At 35.8% G+C, this 16498-nt stretch carries 18 protein-coding genes; 9 read left to right on the top strand and 9 right to left on the bottom strand.

What is annotated here, in order from left to right:
* Nucleotides 1-136: 136 nt before the first annotated feature.
* The 5 genes from mnmE to AC52CF_RS06300 all read right to left on the bottom strand — a co-directional run bounded on the left by mnmE (nucleotide 137) and on the right by AC52CF_RS06300 (nucleotide 5921).
* Entirely contained in the window at nucleotides 137-1522 is a 1386-nt protein-coding gene (gene mnmE, locus AC52CF_RS06320) for a tRNA uridine-5-carboxymethylaminomethyl(34) synthesis GTPase MnmE (RefSeq protein ID WP_214590365.1), read from the bottom strand.
* A 143-nt stretch (nucleotides 1523-1665) separates the two neighbouring features.
* The gene (locus AC52CF_RS06315; RefSeq protein ID WP_214590366.1) at nucleotides 1666-2244 is read right to left on the bottom strand and encodes an NAD(P)H-dependent oxidoreductase; all 579 of its coding nucleotides are present in this window, start codon (nucleotides 2242-2244) and stop codon (nucleotides 1666-1668) included.
* Nucleotides 2241-3266 carry a saccharopine dehydrogenase gene (locus AC52CF_RS06310; RefSeq protein WP_214590367.1) on the bottom strand — a complete coding sequence of 342 codons (1026 nt, stop codon included), beginning with the start codon at nucleotides 3264-3266 and terminating at the stop codon, nucleotides 2241-2243. The genes AC52CF_RS06315 and AC52CF_RS06310 overlap by 4 nt, the downstream gene beginning before the upstream one ends.
* A gap of 53 nt (nucleotides 3267-3319) precedes the next feature.
* Nucleotides 3320-3886 (bottom strand): Crp/Fnr family transcriptional regulator, encoded by a 567-nt coding sequence (locus AC52CF_RS06305; RefSeq protein WP_076394791.1) that lies wholly within the window; start codon nucleotides 3884-3886, stop codon nucleotides 3320-3322.
* A 265-nt stretch (nucleotides 3887-4151) separates the two neighbouring features.
* Nucleotides 4152-5921 (bottom strand): aminopeptidase P family protein, encoded by a 1770-nt coding sequence (locus tag AC52CF_RS06300; protein WP_214590368.1) that lies wholly within the window; start codon nucleotides 5919-5921, stop codon nucleotides 4152-4154.
* Nucleotides 5922-6339: 418 nt separating this feature from the next.
* On the opposite strand from AC52CF_RS06300, the gene AC52CF_RS06295 reads away from it, so the two are divergent.
* The 7 genes from AC52CF_RS06295 (at nucleotide 6340) to AC52CF_RS06265 (ending at nucleotide 11114) form a co-directional block, all read left to right on the top strand.
* Nucleotides 6340-6777, top strand: coding sequence for a DUF6526 family protein (locus AC52CF_RS06295; RefSeq protein WP_214590369.1), 438 nt, complete (start codon nucleotides 6340-6342; stop codon nucleotides 6775-6777).
* A 29-nt stretch (nucleotides 6778-6806) separates the two neighbouring features.
* Complete coding sequence (locus AC52CF_RS06290) at nucleotides 6807-6974, top strand: phosphatidate cytidylyltransferase (RefSeq protein ID WP_214590370.1); 168 nt, start codon at nucleotides 6807-6809, stop codon at nucleotides 6972-6974.
* A gap of 12 nt (nucleotides 6975-6986) precedes the next feature.
* Entirely contained in the window at nucleotides 6987-8090 is a 1104-nt protein-coding gene (locus AC52CF_RS06285; RefSeq protein ID WP_214590371.1) for a DNA topoisomerase IB, read from the top strand.
* A 77-nt stretch (nucleotides 8091-8167) separates the two neighbouring features.
* A complete protein-coding gene (locus AC52CF_RS06280) occupies nucleotides 8168-8554 on the top strand; it encodes a hypothetical protein (protein WP_214590372.1) in 387 nt (128 codons plus the stop codon).
* A 142-nt stretch (nucleotides 8555-8696) separates the two neighbouring features.
* Nucleotides 8697-10322, top strand: a complete 1626-nt coding sequence (gene pruA / locus AC52CF_RS06275; protein WP_214590373.1) for an L-glutamate gamma-semialdehyde dehydrogenase — start codon at nucleotides 8697-8699, stop codon at nucleotides 10320-10322.
* Between the two features lie 208 nt (nucleotides 10323-10530).
* Nucleotides 10531-10740 carry a cytochrome C551 gene (locus AC52CF_RS06270; protein WP_214590374.1) on the top strand — a complete coding sequence of 70 codons (210 nt, stop codon included), beginning with the start codon at nucleotides 10531-10533 and terminating at the stop codon, nucleotides 10738-10740.
* A gap of 167 nt (nucleotides 10741-10907) precedes the next feature.
* Entirely contained in the window at nucleotides 10908-11114 is a 207-nt protein-coding gene (locus AC52CF_RS06265) for a hypothetical protein (protein WP_496517952.1), read from the top strand.
* 92 nt (nucleotides 11115-11206) lie between these two features.
* Here the strand turns inward: AC52CF_RS06265 and AC52CF_RS06260 are convergent, their stop codons facing one another.
* Nucleotides 11207-12097, bottom strand: coding sequence for a phage tail-like protein (locus tag AC52CF_RS06260; protein WP_214590376.1), 891 nt, complete (start codon nucleotides 12095-12097; stop codon nucleotides 11207-11209).
* Between the two features lie 249 nt (nucleotides 12098-12346).
* Nucleotides 12347-13081 carry a helix-turn-helix domain-containing protein gene (locus AC52CF_RS06255; RefSeq protein ID WP_496517951.1) on the bottom strand — a complete coding sequence of 245 codons (735 nt, stop codon included), beginning with the start codon at nucleotides 13079-13081 and terminating at the stop codon, nucleotides 12347-12349.
* 280 nt (nucleotides 13082-13361) lie between these two features.
* On the opposite strand from AC52CF_RS06255, the gene AC52CF_RS06250 reads away from it, so the two are divergent.
* A complete protein-coding gene (locus tag AC52CF_RS06250; protein WP_290261030.1) occupies nucleotides 13362-14531 on the top strand; it encodes a thioredoxin family protein in 1170 nt (389 codons plus the stop codon).
* A 58-nt stretch (nucleotides 14532-14589) separates the two neighbouring features.
* Here the strand turns inward: AC52CF_RS06250 and AC52CF_RS06245 are convergent, their stop codons facing one another.
* Together AC52CF_RS06245 and AC52CF_RS06240 are read right to left on the bottom strand one after the other, a co-directional pair.
* Nucleotides 14590-15381, bottom strand: a complete 792-nt coding sequence (locus AC52CF_RS06245) for a GLPGLI family protein (RefSeq protein ID WP_496517950.1) — start codon at nucleotides 15379-15381, stop codon at nucleotides 14590-14592.
* A gap of 68 nt (nucleotides 15382-15449) precedes the next feature.
* Complete coding sequence (locus tag AC52CF_RS06240) at nucleotides 15450-15773, bottom strand: hypothetical protein (protein WP_235130062.1); 324 nt, start codon at nucleotides 15771-15773, stop codon at nucleotides 15450-15452.
* Between the two features lie 176 nt (nucleotides 15774-15949).
* Here AC52CF_RS06240 and AC52CF_RS06235 point away from each other — a divergent pair, with 176 nt between their 5' ends.
* The gene (locus AC52CF_RS06235) at nucleotides 15950-16336 is read left to right on the top strand and encodes a helix-turn-helix domain-containing protein (RefSeq protein WP_235130061.1); all 387 of its coding nucleotides are present in this window, start codon (nucleotides 15950-15952) and stop codon (nucleotides 16334-16336) included.
* Nucleotides 16337-16498: the final 162 nt, after the last annotated feature.

The following is a 16498-nucleotide window of genomic DNA, read 5'->3' as shown; positions in this document are numbered from 1 at the left end:
TTCACTATTTTGATAGTCCGAAGTGGTACAGAAGTAGTACAAATATATAAATAAACTCCAAAAAGAGAAAATAAAATTTTTATAAATGATTGATAATCAAACAAAAGAAATAAAAAGAAAACAAAGAAAAGCTAAATTATTTCCCGATACAAAACTTCGAAAAAATATTCCCCAAAACCTCATCATTTGTGACTTCGCCCGAAATTTCACCAAGATGTTCCAGTGCGTTTCGTAATTCGTAAGCTAAAAGCTCGGTGGAAATTTGGAAAGTAATTGCTTCTTTTACTTTTTGTACGGCTTCCAAAGATTTCTGTAGTGCTTCAAAATGGCGCTGATTGGTAATCACAACATTGTTTTCAGAAGCTTTTAACTGTTCTACGTAAGAAGACAATTCATTTTTAAGATCCTGAATATTCTGATTTTCAACAGCAGAAATTTTAATAAAATCAAATTCCTGAGATATTGCATTTCTGAAAATATCTTCAACTTTTTCATATGTTACAGGAAAAACCTCATCAATTTTTGTTGCACAAATAATCAGTTTCAGATCATCTCTTTGCAGAGACTGGATCATTTCAATGTCTTCGGAAAAATCTTCTGTTGCAGCATCGGCTAAATAAACCAGTATATTGGCATTTTCTACTTTTTCTTTGGCTTTTTTCACACCAATTGCTTCAATTTCATCCATTGTTTCACGCAATCCTGCCGTATCAATTAATCGGAAAGCATGACCTTTTATATGAAGAATCTCCTCTATCGTGTCTCTCGTTGTTCCGGCGATGTTGCTTACAATCGCTCTTTCTTCCTTTAGCAAAGCATTTAAAAGGGTAGATTTTCCGGCATTCGGTTTTCCGATAATGGCAACCGCAGTTCCGTTTTTGATGGCATTTCCGTACCGGAAACTTTCAATAAGGGAATTTAACTTTATTTCGATCTTATTTAAAAGCTCAACCAAAGCCGACCGGTCTGCAAATTCTACATCTTCTTCTGCAAAATCAAGCTCTAATTCAATCAATGAAACAAAATTCAGCAAATCGGTTCTCAGGAAAGAAATTTCGTTCGTAATTCCTCCTTTCAACTGATTAATTGCCACTTTCCTCGAAGCTTCATTTTCAGACGCAATAACATCGGCAATCGCCTCAGCCTGAGAAAGATCAATTCTTCCGTTGATGAAAGCACGAAGCGTAAATTCTCCGGCTTTTGCCATTCTTGCGCCGTTTTTAATCAGCGTTTCAAGAATACGTTTCCCAATGTGCGGAGAGCCATGAAAGGCTATTTCCACAGAATTTTCCGTGGTAAAACTTTTCGGAGCCAGAAAAATAGAAAGCATCACTTCATCAATCGCTTCTTCCCCGTCCATAAAATATCCGTAATGAATGGTGTGAGACTTCTGTTTGGCCAAATTTTTCGCCGGAAAAGACTTTTGCACAACAGCTAAAGCTTCAACTCCCGAAACTCTTATAATTCCTAAAGCACCTACTCCATTGGCAGTTGCCAACGCACAAATGGTATCGTTATTCATGCTGCAAATTTACGGTTTTTAACCGCAAACAAAAATATCCTTTATCTATTGTCATGATATTCGGTTGCTTTTTTCCAAGTTAAAATACAAAGCAATATTTTCAAAAAGTACCTCATTTAGTTCTAAAACGATATTCAAAATCGTCACTTCTGTTTTTTTGCTAACAGTCTTATTTGTTCAAGCCATATCTTGCGCTGCTTTATATCCGAAGTTTTAATAATTCCGATATAAGTAACATTTACAGGCTTTACTCCACAAAATTCCAATACAGATTTTCTAAGCTGATTCACGCTCGGTCTGCCAAAGAAAAAACGATAATATAAACCCGGCTGATCTAATGTTGTGATGATGTGAGCCGTTTCTCCTTTCAGCAGTTTGTCCCACCAAACAGAATTTTCTCTGTATTTGAATGCAAAACCAGGCAGAAAAAGTCTGTCGATAAAACCCTTCGTTATTGCCGGTAAACCTCCCCACCAAACCGGATGAATCCAGACCAGATGATCCGCCCATTGTATTTTTTCCCAGGCTTTCACCAAATCAGGCTCCAGCTCCATTCTTTTCTGATACCCAAACTGTAGATTCGGATTGAAATTTAAATCTGCAATAACGATTTCCTTAACTTCCGCTCCAGACTGCAAAGCTCCGTCCTGATAAGCTTTTGCTATCCCAAAATTGAAAGAATCTTTGTTAGGATGACCGTTAATAATCAATATCTTTTTCATTCTGTTATTTTTATATGAATGGTTTCATAGGCATTGAGAGATTGGAATAATGAAGAATTCTGATATAAATGATGACTAAAATAAATTTTGTTTTCATAAGAATTTTTCAGCAAATGCTCTACATGCAAAACAGCGGATAAGGCTGTTAATTCAGCCTGCCCTTTCGTACTTTGCAGACTTATTTTCTTAGATCCTTCATGGGTTTTAATAACAATTTCGAAAACCGACTGATCGCCGTTTCCGCTGGAGCCGAAAATCATTTTTCTTTCCTTTAAAGATAAAATATTGTACAGTCTTATTTTTTGAAATGCTCCCAATAACCAGGTGATAAATTTTGAATTGTAAGTCATCTTAACACTTACGTTCGGTATTTTTTCAATCTGATTTAAAATGTATAAATCAGGAACATCAAAATTATAAGCCTGTCTTGTTCCGATTCCGAAAGAAAACCTGAATGGTTCGGCATCCAGAAAATGTTTGATAGAAACCGGTTTATTATTTTGATATTTAAAGAAAGGCTTAGCTACATTTTCAGCCATAAAATGAGCCGAACTTTCTCCCGCAAGATCCTTCACAGAATAGTAAACGAAAAGCTTTGCTTCATCAATATCATCAATACTATCAGAAAATTCGTTGATTAATCCACTTACAATTCCACCCATCCAGCCGGAGCTGAAAACAATTCTGCTGTTTATCGTGTGTTTTTTAGCAAAATCATAGGCTTGCACAAGATCCGGAGTCGGTTTCGTAATATCCAGATAATCTATCTTGTTTTCAATGGCAAAACGGAGAACATGATCTTCCTTATCATTCACAGAAAGTATGATCACGTCTATTTTTTTATCAATAATTACTTGAAATGTGTGAGGTTTGGTAACATCAATTATTAAATCATTGTCCGTCTTTCCCTGTTTCCTGCCTCCGATGAAAATAGCAGCCTGCGGATTTCTTGATGCAAAAATTCTTGCGATGGTTTTTCCGACCGTTCCGTTTCCGCCAATAATTAAAATGTTTGACTTCATATAATTTTTTTACAAAACTATAAAGGCGGTACTTCAAGGTGTAGGACAAATGTCTAAAAAGTAATTTCTTTTCTGATTCTGCTTAAATGTCTTTGTGTAATTCCTAAATAAGAAGCCAGATACTGCAACGGAATATTCTGAATATACTCCGGCTGATCGTTTAGTAAAACAGAATATCTCTGTGTCGCATTATCTCTCTGTAACTGAAAAAAGCGTTTTTCCAATTCGAGATACTCCTGTTCGGCGATTGTCTTTAAAAATTTCATCCAATTCGGATGAATCTGAACTAATTCTTCTACTTTATCTTTCTTTAAAATCAACAAATCGGCATCTGAAATCGCCTGCATTGTCTCTACACTTGGTGTACCGGAAATAAATGATGAGTAAGAAGCCATAAGATCATTTGGAAATCTAAAGCAGTAGGTTATATCTTTTCCTTCGTCGGAAATATAATAAGAACGGAAAATGCCGGTTTCTATAAATGCAATCTCTCTGCATTTTTCGCCTTCTCTTATAAAAATTTCGTTTTTGTTGAGTTTCCGGACTTCAAAAAGCCTTAAAAATTCTTCAATTTCCTGTTCTGAAAATATATTGAAACTGCGAAAGAAATCCTTTACCATTTGAGACTGAATATGATTTTCCGGTAAAAGTAAGCAAAAGATACAGTCTTAAATAAAAAAATCACCTCAAGGAATGAGATGATTACCTGCTTTGAATTTACTATATGAAGATATGAATGATGTCTTTTTGTTGATACAAAGATAAATTAAGTTTCATTTTAATTTTTCAGGATAAACCCTAAAAATACCTCCGTAAAAATACGGTAATACAAAAAAACCGTCCTGCAAATACTTGCAGGACGGTTTTTGAATCTGTTTATTTTTTTTACAAAGGACTTACCAGTTCAAGGAACCAGTTTTTGACTTCTCCTTCTAAATATGGCGCAATTTTGTCTTCACATGTTTTGTGATAAGCATTCAGCCAGTTGATTTCTTCTTCAGAAAGAATTTCTTTCACAATGGTATCTTTAAAGAACGGACAAAATGTTAAAGTCTCAAATTCGTAGAAAGTACCGTGAATGGTGGTTTCAGATTCTTTTACGGCAATCAGGTTTTCATGACGGATTCCGTATTCTCCTTCAAGATAATACCCCGGTTCGTTTGAGCAGACCATTCCTACCAATAATTCCTGCGGATTCATATCTTTTCTGATGTTTTGCGGACCTTCGTGAACGTTCATAAAGCTTCCTACTCCATGTCCGGTTCCGTGGTTGTAATCTTTACCTTCCATCCAAAGCGGAAGTCTTGCAATCGCATCCAACTGAACCCCTCTTGTTCCCTTCGGGAATTTCACCATGGAAAGACGGATCAAACCCTGTAAAACCAACGTAGAATTTCTTTTGAATTCTTCAGAAACCGCTCCTAAAGCTAAAGTTCTAGTAATATCGGTCGTCCCTTCAAGATACTGACCTCCGGAATCTACCAGAATACTTGCATCATTGGTAACTTCTTTGCTTCCTTCGCTTTTTGCAGAATAATGCATGATGGCTCCGTTGTCTTTGTATCCAACAATGCTTCCGAAACTTTCGCCTACGAAATTCTCTCCTTCTGCACGGAAACCTCTCAGTTTTTCACCAATAGAATATTCGTTCATGGCTTCTTTTCCGGCGTTGTGAGTCAGCCAGTACAAGAATTTCACCATTGCAACGCCATCTCTTACCATTACTTTTCTGAAACCTTCAAGTTCGGTCTCGTTTTTCTGGGCTTTCATCAGATTTCCAGGAACCGGAGCTTTGATGAAATCGTTTTCAGATTTCAAAGCTTCAAAAATCGACTGGTTGCTGTTTGGAGAAACGAGAACTTTTTCGTTTTTAAATTCTTTCAGGCAATTGTAGAATTCTTCATAAGGCATCATTTTCACCCATGCTTCGTCCAGTTGTCTTCTGGCTTCTACTTCAAGTTTATCCAAATCTGTGAATAATTTCGCATCGTTTTTGGTGATGACGATATAGCCTAAAAACACAGGATTGCTTTCTACATCGCTTCCTCTTAAATTCAGCGTCCATGCTACATCATCCAAGCTTGAAATGATATGTACCGTTGCCTCAATATCTTCCATTTTCTGGCGTATTGCAGCAATTTTATCCACAACGGATTTCCCTGCTCTTTCTACAGGATGTACATATATCGGATTTTTAGAAGGCGTTCCTCTGTCTTTCCAGATTTCTTTCAGTAAAGGAAGGTCTTCAAGGGTAATATTTTTTGCACTTAACTTCTGTGTTAAAAGTTCCCAGTTGGCGTGAGAAGTTGCCAAAGCATTTACCGCTACTTTCCCGTTTGAAGGAATTTCGGAAATGATCCAGTCGATATAATGAGGTGTTCCCTCCATTCCGTCTTTGAAAAGATCGATTCCTGAACCAGCCAGCTCGATCGGAGCCTGTGTAAAATATCTTCCGTCTGTCCAGAGTCCCGCTTTATCTTTGGTAACTACCACAAAACCTGCAGAACCCAGAAATCCCGATAGCCATGCTCTCTCCTGCCATTCTTCCGGAAGATATTCGCTCATGTGAGGATCTGCGGAATATACTATAAATGCATCAACATTATTTTTCTGCATTTCTTCACGAAGCGCAGCTACTTTTTCCTTTGAAGTCATTTTATCTTAATTTTTTAAAGAGGTGAAGTTACGATTTTTTTGAGTTTTGAAGATGAAATTATTGTTGTTTTTAAACCGTTTCTGCATGATTGAACGTTTTTCTGTTCCATGTTATTCTTGATTTCCTGAAATGGCAAATATTTGTGGAACAGTAAACATCCTAGCCCGGATTGCAGCATTTGTCTGAGCTCGTTTCTTGATTTTTGGATTTGCGGCGGCTTCGCCGCCGCAAATCCAAAAATCAAGAAACAGCGAGTGCGGAAAGCCGGAAAAAGCTCCTAAAAAAAATCCTTTTAATGATGATAAAAAATCAGAAATTTCGAATTACGGATAAGAAAACGATAATATTTAGATACCACAAAAATCAATTGTTGTTAAAATTTAACATTTTGGAAAGGTTATTGCTTACTTACAAAATATGGAAAGTCAGAATTACAAAAATCACAGGAAATTTTATCCGCCGCATCATTTCATCTATCTTCCATTGCTCTTGGGATTGGAGATATTCGGAGTTTATAAAATCTTTAAAGATGAAACCAACCAACTGATCTGGATTTTGTTTTCCGCTGTTATCTTTCTTCTTTTCTACCTTGCCATTATGCTGAGACAGCATTATGCGCTGGTTCTTCAGAACCGATTGGTTCGGTTAGAATTTAAACAGAGGTATTACGAACTTTTCCAGCAGAGGTCTGATGAGGTTGAAAGCAGACTGAAATTTGACCAGATCGCTGCATTGAGATTTTCTTACGACGATGAATTTAAAGAACTTCTTTACAAAGCACTGAATGATAATATTTCGGGCGATGAGATCAAACGGTCTATAAAAAAATGGCGACCGGATCATCACAGAGTATAAAATAACAAACACCAAATAATAAATTAATCATGAAAAAATGGAGCTTATACAGCATGACCGCATTGTGTCTGCTGACTTTAACAAGCTGCGAAGCAGTAGAAACGATCTTTAAAGCAGGAATGTGGTGGGGAATTATCGTAGTAGTCGCCGTAATAGCTATTATCTTATGGCTGTTTTCAAGGGGTAGGAACTCTTAACCAAATCATCGTATGGAAAATTCAGACCTAGAACTCATCTCACATCTGAAGCCTTCGAAGATCGTAAAAATTATGAAAGATCCGGTAGCCTCTGCAAAGGCGGTACATCTTATATATACCACCGATGCAGAAACGGCCGGAATTACCCGGAAGAAGACCGGAAAAAAATATTCTTACTACAGAGATGGCGAAAAGATCAGGGATAAAGAAGAAATCACAAGAATTAACAAACTGGTAATTCCTCCGGCTTGGGAAAATGTATGGATCTGTGCGCTGGACAACGGACATCTTCAGGCGACAGGTTTCGATGTTAAAAAACGAAAACAATACCGTTATCATCCGCTTTGGAGTGCCCTGAGAAATCACACAAAGTTTTACAGAATGCTTCAGTTCGGGTATGCTTTACCGGATATCCGTCTTCAGGTGGAGAAAGATTTAGCCTTAAGAAATTTTGAAAAAAGAAAGATTCTTGCACTGATCGTAAGTTTAATGCAGAGAACCAACATAAGAATTGGCAATAATGCGTATGAAAAATTGTATGGTTCTTTCGGTTTAACGACTTTAAAGGAGAAACATGTTCAGGTTAAAGGACAGAAAATAACTTTTCATTTTAAAGGAAAAAAAGGCGTAATGCATGATATTGATCTGAAAAGCAGAAGGCTTTCCAGACTTGTACAGAAATGCAAAGACATTCCCGGAAGAGAGCTTTTTCAGTATATTGATGATGAAGGAAACCGCCATACTGTAGACTCCGGAATGGTAAACGACTATATTAAAGAAATCAGCGGTGAAGATTTTACGGCGAAAGATTTCAGAACGTGGTCGGGAACCGTAAATGCTCTGATTGCTTTTAAGGAAATCGGCTATGCAGAAACCCATACAGAATACAAGAAAAAAGTGAAAGAAGCCCTTGAAATAGTTGCTTCCCATCTTGGAAATACAAGTACGGTATGCAGAAAATATTATGTACATCCTTTGGTTATTAATCTGTATGAAAACAACACCATCAAAAAGTATCTTGATGAGCTTGAACAAATAGAGGAAAATGATGGTAAAGCAGATCTCACTCAGGAAGAAAAATTAGTTTTAAAAATTTTAGAAACTGAGAAAATGTAGGGAATTAAAAATTATTTTGAAAGCAGCGCGCAAATAATAATTTAGTATTAAATTTGCTGAAGTAAAGTTTGCAAAAGATGAATATTATAAAGCCTAAACTGTTTGTTATAACATTATTTCTGCTTATAATTTCTGCATTTGTAACTTTTATTTTCATACCGCAACCATTTAAAATTCAGGGAGGATCTTGCTACCAAGGAATTGCAGTATTTTTCACAAATATTATTATGATATTTTGCTTAATGATGTTATCAATATCATTCTTTTTAGCATTTATTGGTCGAAATAAAATTGCACTTATCATTTCTTATTTTTCATTATTTTGCTGGATATTTTGGGCTTTTGTTAGCTCTACAAAGTACCCAATGCAAGGATTGTTATATTTTTCATTCTTTAGCTTTGCAAATTTTCTAAGTATATTTTATCTCATAAAAGCTAAAGAAGTACGAAATCAAAAAGAATAGAATTTTCATTAATCTTTTATGATAATTCAATCATAATAATCATATTGAAATTAACACAGAGTTCCACAGTAATATTCATTATTGCCCTAAAATAAATTGTTGTAAATTTGTATCATTAGCAAATAAAAAATATACAACTAATATGTCTAAAGCAATTTCGCAAGTACCATTTGCAGTAAACGAGCCCGTAAATTCGTATGCACCGGGAACTCCGGAAGTAAAAAGTCTGATCGCCCAGTACAAAAAAATGTGGGCAGAAAAGATCGAAATCCCAATGATCATCAATGGTGAAGAAGTAAAAACAGGAGATAAAGTTCAGCTTCAGTCGCCTCAGGATCATGCGCACAATTTCGGATTTTATCACAGAGGAACCATGCAGCATGTAGATGATGCGATAAACGCTGCGCTGGCTGCGAAAAAAGAATGGAACGAGCTTGGATGGGAACACCGTGCTGCCATTTTCTTAAAAGCGGCTGATCTTTTGGCAGGACCTTACAGAGACGTTATTAATGCAGCAACGATGATCGGACAGTCTAAAAATGTTCATCAGGCTGAAATTGATTCTGCTTGTGAATTCATTGATTTCTTAAGATTCAACGTAGAATTTATGACGGAAATGTATTCTGAACAGCCGGTTTCTGACGCAGGAATCTGGAACAGAGTGGAATACAGACCATTGGAAGGATTCTGTTTTGCGGTAACTCCTTTCAACTTTACAGCGATTTCAGGAAATTTACCGACCTGTATGGCAATGCTTGGAAACGTAGTGGTTTGGAAGCCTTCTGATAAACAGGTTTATTCCGCAAAAGTAATCATGGATGTTCTTACGGAAGCAGGTCTTCCAAAAGGGGTTATCAACATGATCTTCACGGATGGAAAAGAAACGGCTGAGAAAGTTTTGGCACACAGAGATTTTGCAGGGCTTCACTTTACAGGTTCTACAAAAGTGTTCCAGGGAATGTGGAAAATGATCGGAGACAATATTCATAATTACAGAACATATCCAAGAATTGTTGGAGAAACCGGAGGGAAAGATTTCGTAATTGCGCATCCTTCTGCAAACGTAGAAGCAGTGGCAACTGCTTTAGTAAGAGGAGCTTTCGAATATCAGGGACAGAAATGTTCTGCGGCTTCAAGAGCGTATATTCCTCAGTCTCTTTGGGCAGATGTGAAAAAAGTAATGGAAACTCAGATCGCTTCCATCAAAATCGGTTCTCCTGAAGATCCTTCTAACTTTGTAAATGCAGTAATTGACAAAAATTCTTTCGAAAAATGTAAAGGATATATTGAAAGAGCGAATGCTTCAGATGAAGCAAACGTTGTAATCGGCGGTAAAACAGACGATTCTAAAGGCTGGTTTGTACACCCTACTGTTATTGAAACTACAAATCCTCAGTACGAAAGTATGGTTGAGGAAATCTTCGGGCCAATCTTATCTGTTTATGTTTATGAAGATGCAAAATGGGCTGAAACTTTACAGTTGGTAGATTCTTCTTCACCATATTCTTTAACGGGGTCTGTTTTCGCACAGGACAGATATGCGGTAAATGAAGCATTCAAAGCATTGGAAAATGCATCCGGAAACTTCTACATCAACGATAAACCTACAGGAGCCGTTGTTGGTCAGCAGCCTTTCGGTGGCGGCAGAGCTTCAGGAACAAATGATAAAGCAGGTTCTAAAATGAACTTATTGAGATGGACTTCTGTAAGATCTATCAAAGAAACTTTTGTATCTCCTAAAGATTACAAATATCCATATTTAGGATAATCATTAATGAACAATACCTAATTGTTGTTCTTATATCAAAACAGCCCCGGAATTTCGGTTTCGGGGCTGTTTTATTTATTTAAATCCTGTACCAAAATAATTTATTAACAAAATTTAATTGATTTTATTGATACTTTAATATTCATATTACCTTATCGGAACAATTCTTGAACTGTAAATAACCTATTCACACCAAAAATAAAATATTATGAAAAAGTTATTGTTAATGGCAACAGTCGGAATTTTTGCAGTAAGCTGCGGTACGAAAGAATCTTCCATGTCGACAACCAACTCAGATTCTGTAAGAGCAGATAATACAAGAACTGCAGCACCTGCCACAACAGACACAATGTCTACCGCGAGAACAAATCCTGACAGCATGAAGATGAAAATGGATTCAGCTAACACTATTAAATAACAACAACATTTAAGGTACAGTCTAATAATCCTCGGAAAATATTCTGAGGATTATTTGTATCAGAATTTTAAAAGTTTCTTTTTACTTTTTACTTTTTACTTTTTACTTTTTACTTTTTACTTTTTAAATCATTATATTTGATATACACTAAACATTAAAAATTTACTATGAAAAAATTATGGATTTCCGCCATTTTAGGATTGCTCCTTTTAGGAAGCTGTGCCGACAAAAAAGAAAACAGGGAAGAATTTAAAGAAGAACACAATAAAGATTCTTTAAGAAACAGAATGGGAGATTCTGCCGTTGCTAATTCAGAAAATACAACACCTTCAGACAGTACAAAAACTGCTTCAGATTCAACAAAAATGAAATAAAAAAACAAAACCGCGGAAATCTGCGGTTTTGTACTTAAAAAAACTTGACTGAAAAAAACCGGGCAATCACCCCGATTGTATTGTTAGGAAGATTATTCTCCCAGATAAATAAACGTATTCACCACCAGATAAGCAGACCGGTTGTCGATAGATTTTCCTCCGCCTCCTGTAGAAATGGTTGCTGTTCCTGCCACAGTATGCATATGCGCTCCTGCAGGTGCTGTATTGTTCAGCATTCCGATACCGCCCCATGCTGTTGATCCTCCATCTGGAACATAACCTCCTGAACTGTTGTTAACGGTAGTTCCGCCCAGCAAAAAACCGCCTTCTGTGGAAGAATGGGTATGAGATCCCGCACTTTGTGCAACGCCGTTTACAGGTCCGAAAAGGGTGATATTCGGTAGATTAGACTGCAGAATTCCGAAATGGTTTTCGCCTCCTGTTGTGCCTAGAACTTCTCCGTTGGCTCTGGATTTTAAAACCCGGTCTCTGGAATCCGGCAGATTATCCGTGAATCCTAAACTTGCCGCTGCTGTCTGGCTCGCAGGTGAAAGTACAGAAATACTTCTTCCGTCCAAAAGATACCAACCTGCGTGATCTGTCTTTTTTACAGAAGTTTTAATATCCCCGATGTTCTTGCTGTTTAATGATTTTTCATCACCAAGCATGAGTTTCTGCCAGATTGTACCATCAAAATAATACAATCCCTGAGAATCTACCCTGTTGGTTTTTGAAGTGATTGAAGTTACCGGTGATGTTACATACACTATAGTTCCGGCGTGTGCGCTTGAATATCTGAAATCTCCCGCTCTCAGCTGATCTCCTGTTAATCTCGGCGGCAAAATACCCTCCGCAGTGGAGCCATCGCTGTTTTTGGCGACTACATCCAAACTCGTTATAGGATTAGCTGTATTGATCCCGATCTGCGAAAGCGCAAAATTAGATCCTACAGTAGCCATAACGACTGTAAAAATTGTTCTCATCCGTTTAATTCGTTACTAGTTAATGTTTCATGGTTTGGTGCAAAATATCGGTTACATATTTTACAACATTGCTAGCGGCATTATTAGTTTTAGTGTTTAGGTGCAGCAGTACGGCTTTATTTTTCCGAAAAAAATTCTGATAACTGCAGTAGTAACAGCTATCCCGTAAAACTGGCGCAAATATAATGCACCCAATAGTTTCTGAGAAAAGAAAGGTTATCTGTTTTCAGGAAAATGAAAAGAAACCCATTATCGTAACTGATCATTTTCACGAAAACCAAAAATATTATCCTCCTGATTTTCAAAATCTAATAATTTAATATATACGGAAGGCGAATGATCTGTCATCTGTTTAAAAACGGAGGCAAACTTGCTGTGAGAAGAAAATCCGCACTCTTCAGCGAGGATGCTGATCTTATATTGACGGTATTTTTCGTCATTAATAAGCTTATCGACGATGTAATTTATCCGTAAACGATTGATGTATGTTTTAAAATCTGAATTTTTATGGCGGTTGATGAGGTGCGAAAGATACTTCGTATTGGTATTTAATTCTCCTGCAAGAAAGGAAAGAGACATATTTTTATTCGTGAAGGAAGTTCCCTTTTCAAAATCATTCAGGAGTTCCAGAAGTTTGGCTTCGGTTTCGGAAGTCATCGGAGATTCTGCTTTTTTTCTGTCTTTTTCATTCTCGCTGCGATGAATTTCTTCTACGGAAATATTGATAAAATCTTTGTAAGGATTCTCAGGAGGGAGATCTCCATCCGCAACAAAAGCCTGCCGATGGTTTCTCAGGATATTCCTGATTCTTGCAAGCTGCTTTTTCTGTTTGGATCTGAAATGAAGAAATAATCCTATTAATGCAGAACATAAAACAATAATTGCAACATTCTTTGCAACATTTATTGTTTCATGATGCTCATGTATGGTAACCGGAAAAATATTGACCAGTAGTAATAAAAACTGGTGGAAACTATTAGACATACTTCAACAAATTATTATCCTTGTTATAATAATTCATCATTTTCATGGGGTGTCTTTTTGTTTTTCACAAAACTAAGAATAATTTATTTTTTAATAAAATTTAATACTTCCAATTAATTCGATAGGTAAAACGAAAATATTTACTGTTTTTAATAAGATATCCGTTCCTGTTTTAACCTGAAATTAAAAAAATAATCAAAACAACGTTGTAACTATTTCTCTCCTTAAAAGACTTATTTATTAACATAATTATTACATTTGCAACCAATAAAAAGTATTTATGAAAAAACTATCGATAGTTTCTGCCTTATTCATCGGAGCGTTTGCTCTCGCGCAGGGAATAAAATTTGAGGAATCCAACTTTACAGCCGTTCTTGCTAAAGCAAAAAAAGAAAATAAACTTGTATTTATCGACGCATACACCACCTGGTGCGGACCTTGTAAACTGATGGCTAAAAATATTTTCCCACAGAAAACCGTAGGAGATTATTACAACTCACACTTCATCAATGCAAAAATTGATATGGAGAAAGGCGAAGGAATAGAAATTGCCAAAAAATACAACGTAAAAGCCTTCCCTACTTACCTTTTCGTAGACGGAAACGGAGAACTGGTACACAGAACTTTAGGATATGTGGAAGAAAACGACTTCATCCAGTTTGCAAAAGATGCAGGAGATCCAAACAAAAGATTAACCGCACTGAAACAAAAATTCGAAGACGGCGAAAAAGATCCTGAGTTTCTGAAAAACCTTGCTTCTCTTACGATGTATAATGATGCTGAATTTACAGGAAGAGTAATGGAGCGTTATTTCAGTTCGAAAAGAGAACTGGACAGAGAAGATGTTCAGATGTTGCTTTCCGTTGCACAGAATCCGGACAGCCCGATGTACAAAATTTTTCAGGCAAAAAAGGATGAAATCTCAAAGGTTATTACTCCTGAAAAGTATGAAGCGATTGACAAAAATATCAAGATCAGCAGTGTCTTTAAAAAATCTTACAACGCACAGTCGAAAACGTGGGACGACAATTATTTCCTGACGGAAGCTCAGAAATTTTTGTCTAAAGAAGAAGCAGAAAAAATCCTGAAAAAAGCACAGGCTTCAAGAGCTTTAAGAGATAAAGACTTTGCCAAATACGAAAAACTGACGCTTGAACTGAACCAGGACACTTCTGCATTAAGCTCCGAAGAACTGAATTCTCTTGCATGGAATTTCTTTGAAAATGTAAGCAACAAAGCATCTTTGGAAAAGGCATTAGTCTGGGCGCAGGAATCTGTAAAGAAAGACGAAAACTTCGCGAATACCGATACTTTAGCCAATCTTTACAACAAAACCGGCGACAAGAAAAACGCCAAACTGTGGGCTGAAAAATCCATCGAACTGGCAAAAAAGACAGGACAGGATTCTTCTGATACGGAGAAACTGCTGAAGAGTTTGAATATTCAGTAAAAAATAAAAAGGTTGTCTTAAAATGGACAACCTTTTTTTATGAACATAAATCAGAATTTTAATCCAGATGATTATTATCTTTTCTGTGTCTTTTTTCCACCCATTCTTTTTGTTCTTTGGTTAAAGTTCTTCCGGTTGCCATAAAAAAAACTCCTACAGGATCATTTTGAAAATCTGCTCTTTTTTTAGAAAACTTCTGATAATCTGTTTCAATGATGTTTCTGATAGGCACTATCAACTCACTGATATTTTTAAGTTTAATTAAGGTAAAGTGAAAATAGTCTTTATCGTCATAAGCTTCAATTACCAATCTGGGTAATCCTTTAAAAGTATAAGGTCCTTCAGAAACAGGAACTTCTTCCGTATACCACGCGGTAATATTTTTATTTCTATATTTTCCTACTGCTTTTCTGCATTTATAAGTACTTATTATTTTAGTATCATCTTCTAATTTCCAATCAATTTTTTGATCTGCTTCAAAAGCATACGTTGCATTAAAAATCTTATCGTAAATCTCTAATTTATTTTCAGATTTAAATACTTCCGGATTAAAATAAGCTTTTGGAATTTTAGAAAAATCAATAATAATTCTTCCGTTTATTGGATTTTTGATACTATTCTTCGTTGATTCCTTCGCCAAAGAATCATAAATTGCCTTTTGATCGCTTTTGAAAATAGAAGATTTCTTACCTATCCACAGACTCGTCATTTCTTCTTTTTGACTGTTTGCATCTGTTGTGTCTATTAAAAATTTAGTCAAATAGGTACATTTAATATTTGAATTTTCCAATTCCTGAGAATATAAAATATTCCCTAAAAATATCAGAACTAAAAATAATAATCTCATCATGTTTTAAAAATTTAATAAAGTCTCAGTATAAAACTGACTGAGACTTTCTATTTACAAATTATTATTGTTTATCCACAAAAGAATTTTGTTGCCAATGTCCCATTTGTGGTCATACAATTCCATGCATCATCCCATGTTGAAACACACGTTCCTGAACCGTAGCAAACCTGATCGTCAAGAAACATATCTAAACAGGGAATATACATTGAGTATTCTATACAATTATATTGTAATGTTTTAGATTCTGCTTTAGAAGATTCATTCGTGTTTTTTTTCTGAATAACTTCTTTTTTCTCTTTTTCTGTTTCTTTAGCAGGTTTTGTTTCTTCTGCGTTTTTTGCATTTACCAAGCCGGCAACTCCAAAAGCTGCCAATAAAATAATTTTTTTCATTTGATTTGAAATTTAAAATTAAACATTTTTTTACATCAAAAGTATTTCGCGAAACTTTTTTCAAAAATAAAATCTCATTCCCTAATCGTCTATTCCAAACAGAATAAAATACAATTCCGTTTGGAATAAATTTTTTCTCCCAAAAACAGTATATTTACAGTTCAATTTCCATAATTATGAATAACAGTGTTGGCTTTAAAATAAAAAAACTTAGAGAACAGAAAGAAATGTCTCAGGAAGATCTGGCTTTTCAGCTTGAAGTTTCCCAAAGCTATCTCAGCAAAATTGAAAATGGGAGCATTGAAAAATTAGACTTTATTTTTATGCAGAAAGTGGCTGAGTTCTTTAAAGTAGAACCTCAGTATTTTTTGGAAGGAGATACGTTTATTAATGATATTGAAAATAATAATGGAATGTTGGTAAATAATTTTAATAATTCAAATGGTATTGTTAACAACGTTTCAGAAGATTTATTAAAAAATGTAATTAATAATCAGCAGCAGATCAGCCAACTTATGGAAATGCAGAATAAACTGATCGAAAAAATGCTGAAAGAAAAATAGGGAGAAGCATTCTCTACCCGAGAATACCAAAACCCAAACAAGTTCTTGCTTTCTCGTTCCGAGAAAGTTCAGCCTGAAAGAGAAACACACTGTCTCGCTCCGAGAAAGTGTAAACCCAAACAGTTTGGCTCCGTCTCGGACCGAGAAAACGCAAAACCGAAA

The organism is Chryseobacterium sp. 2P, from assembly GCF_059579425.1.
This window is presented reverse-complemented; position numbering and strand designations above follow the sequence as displayed.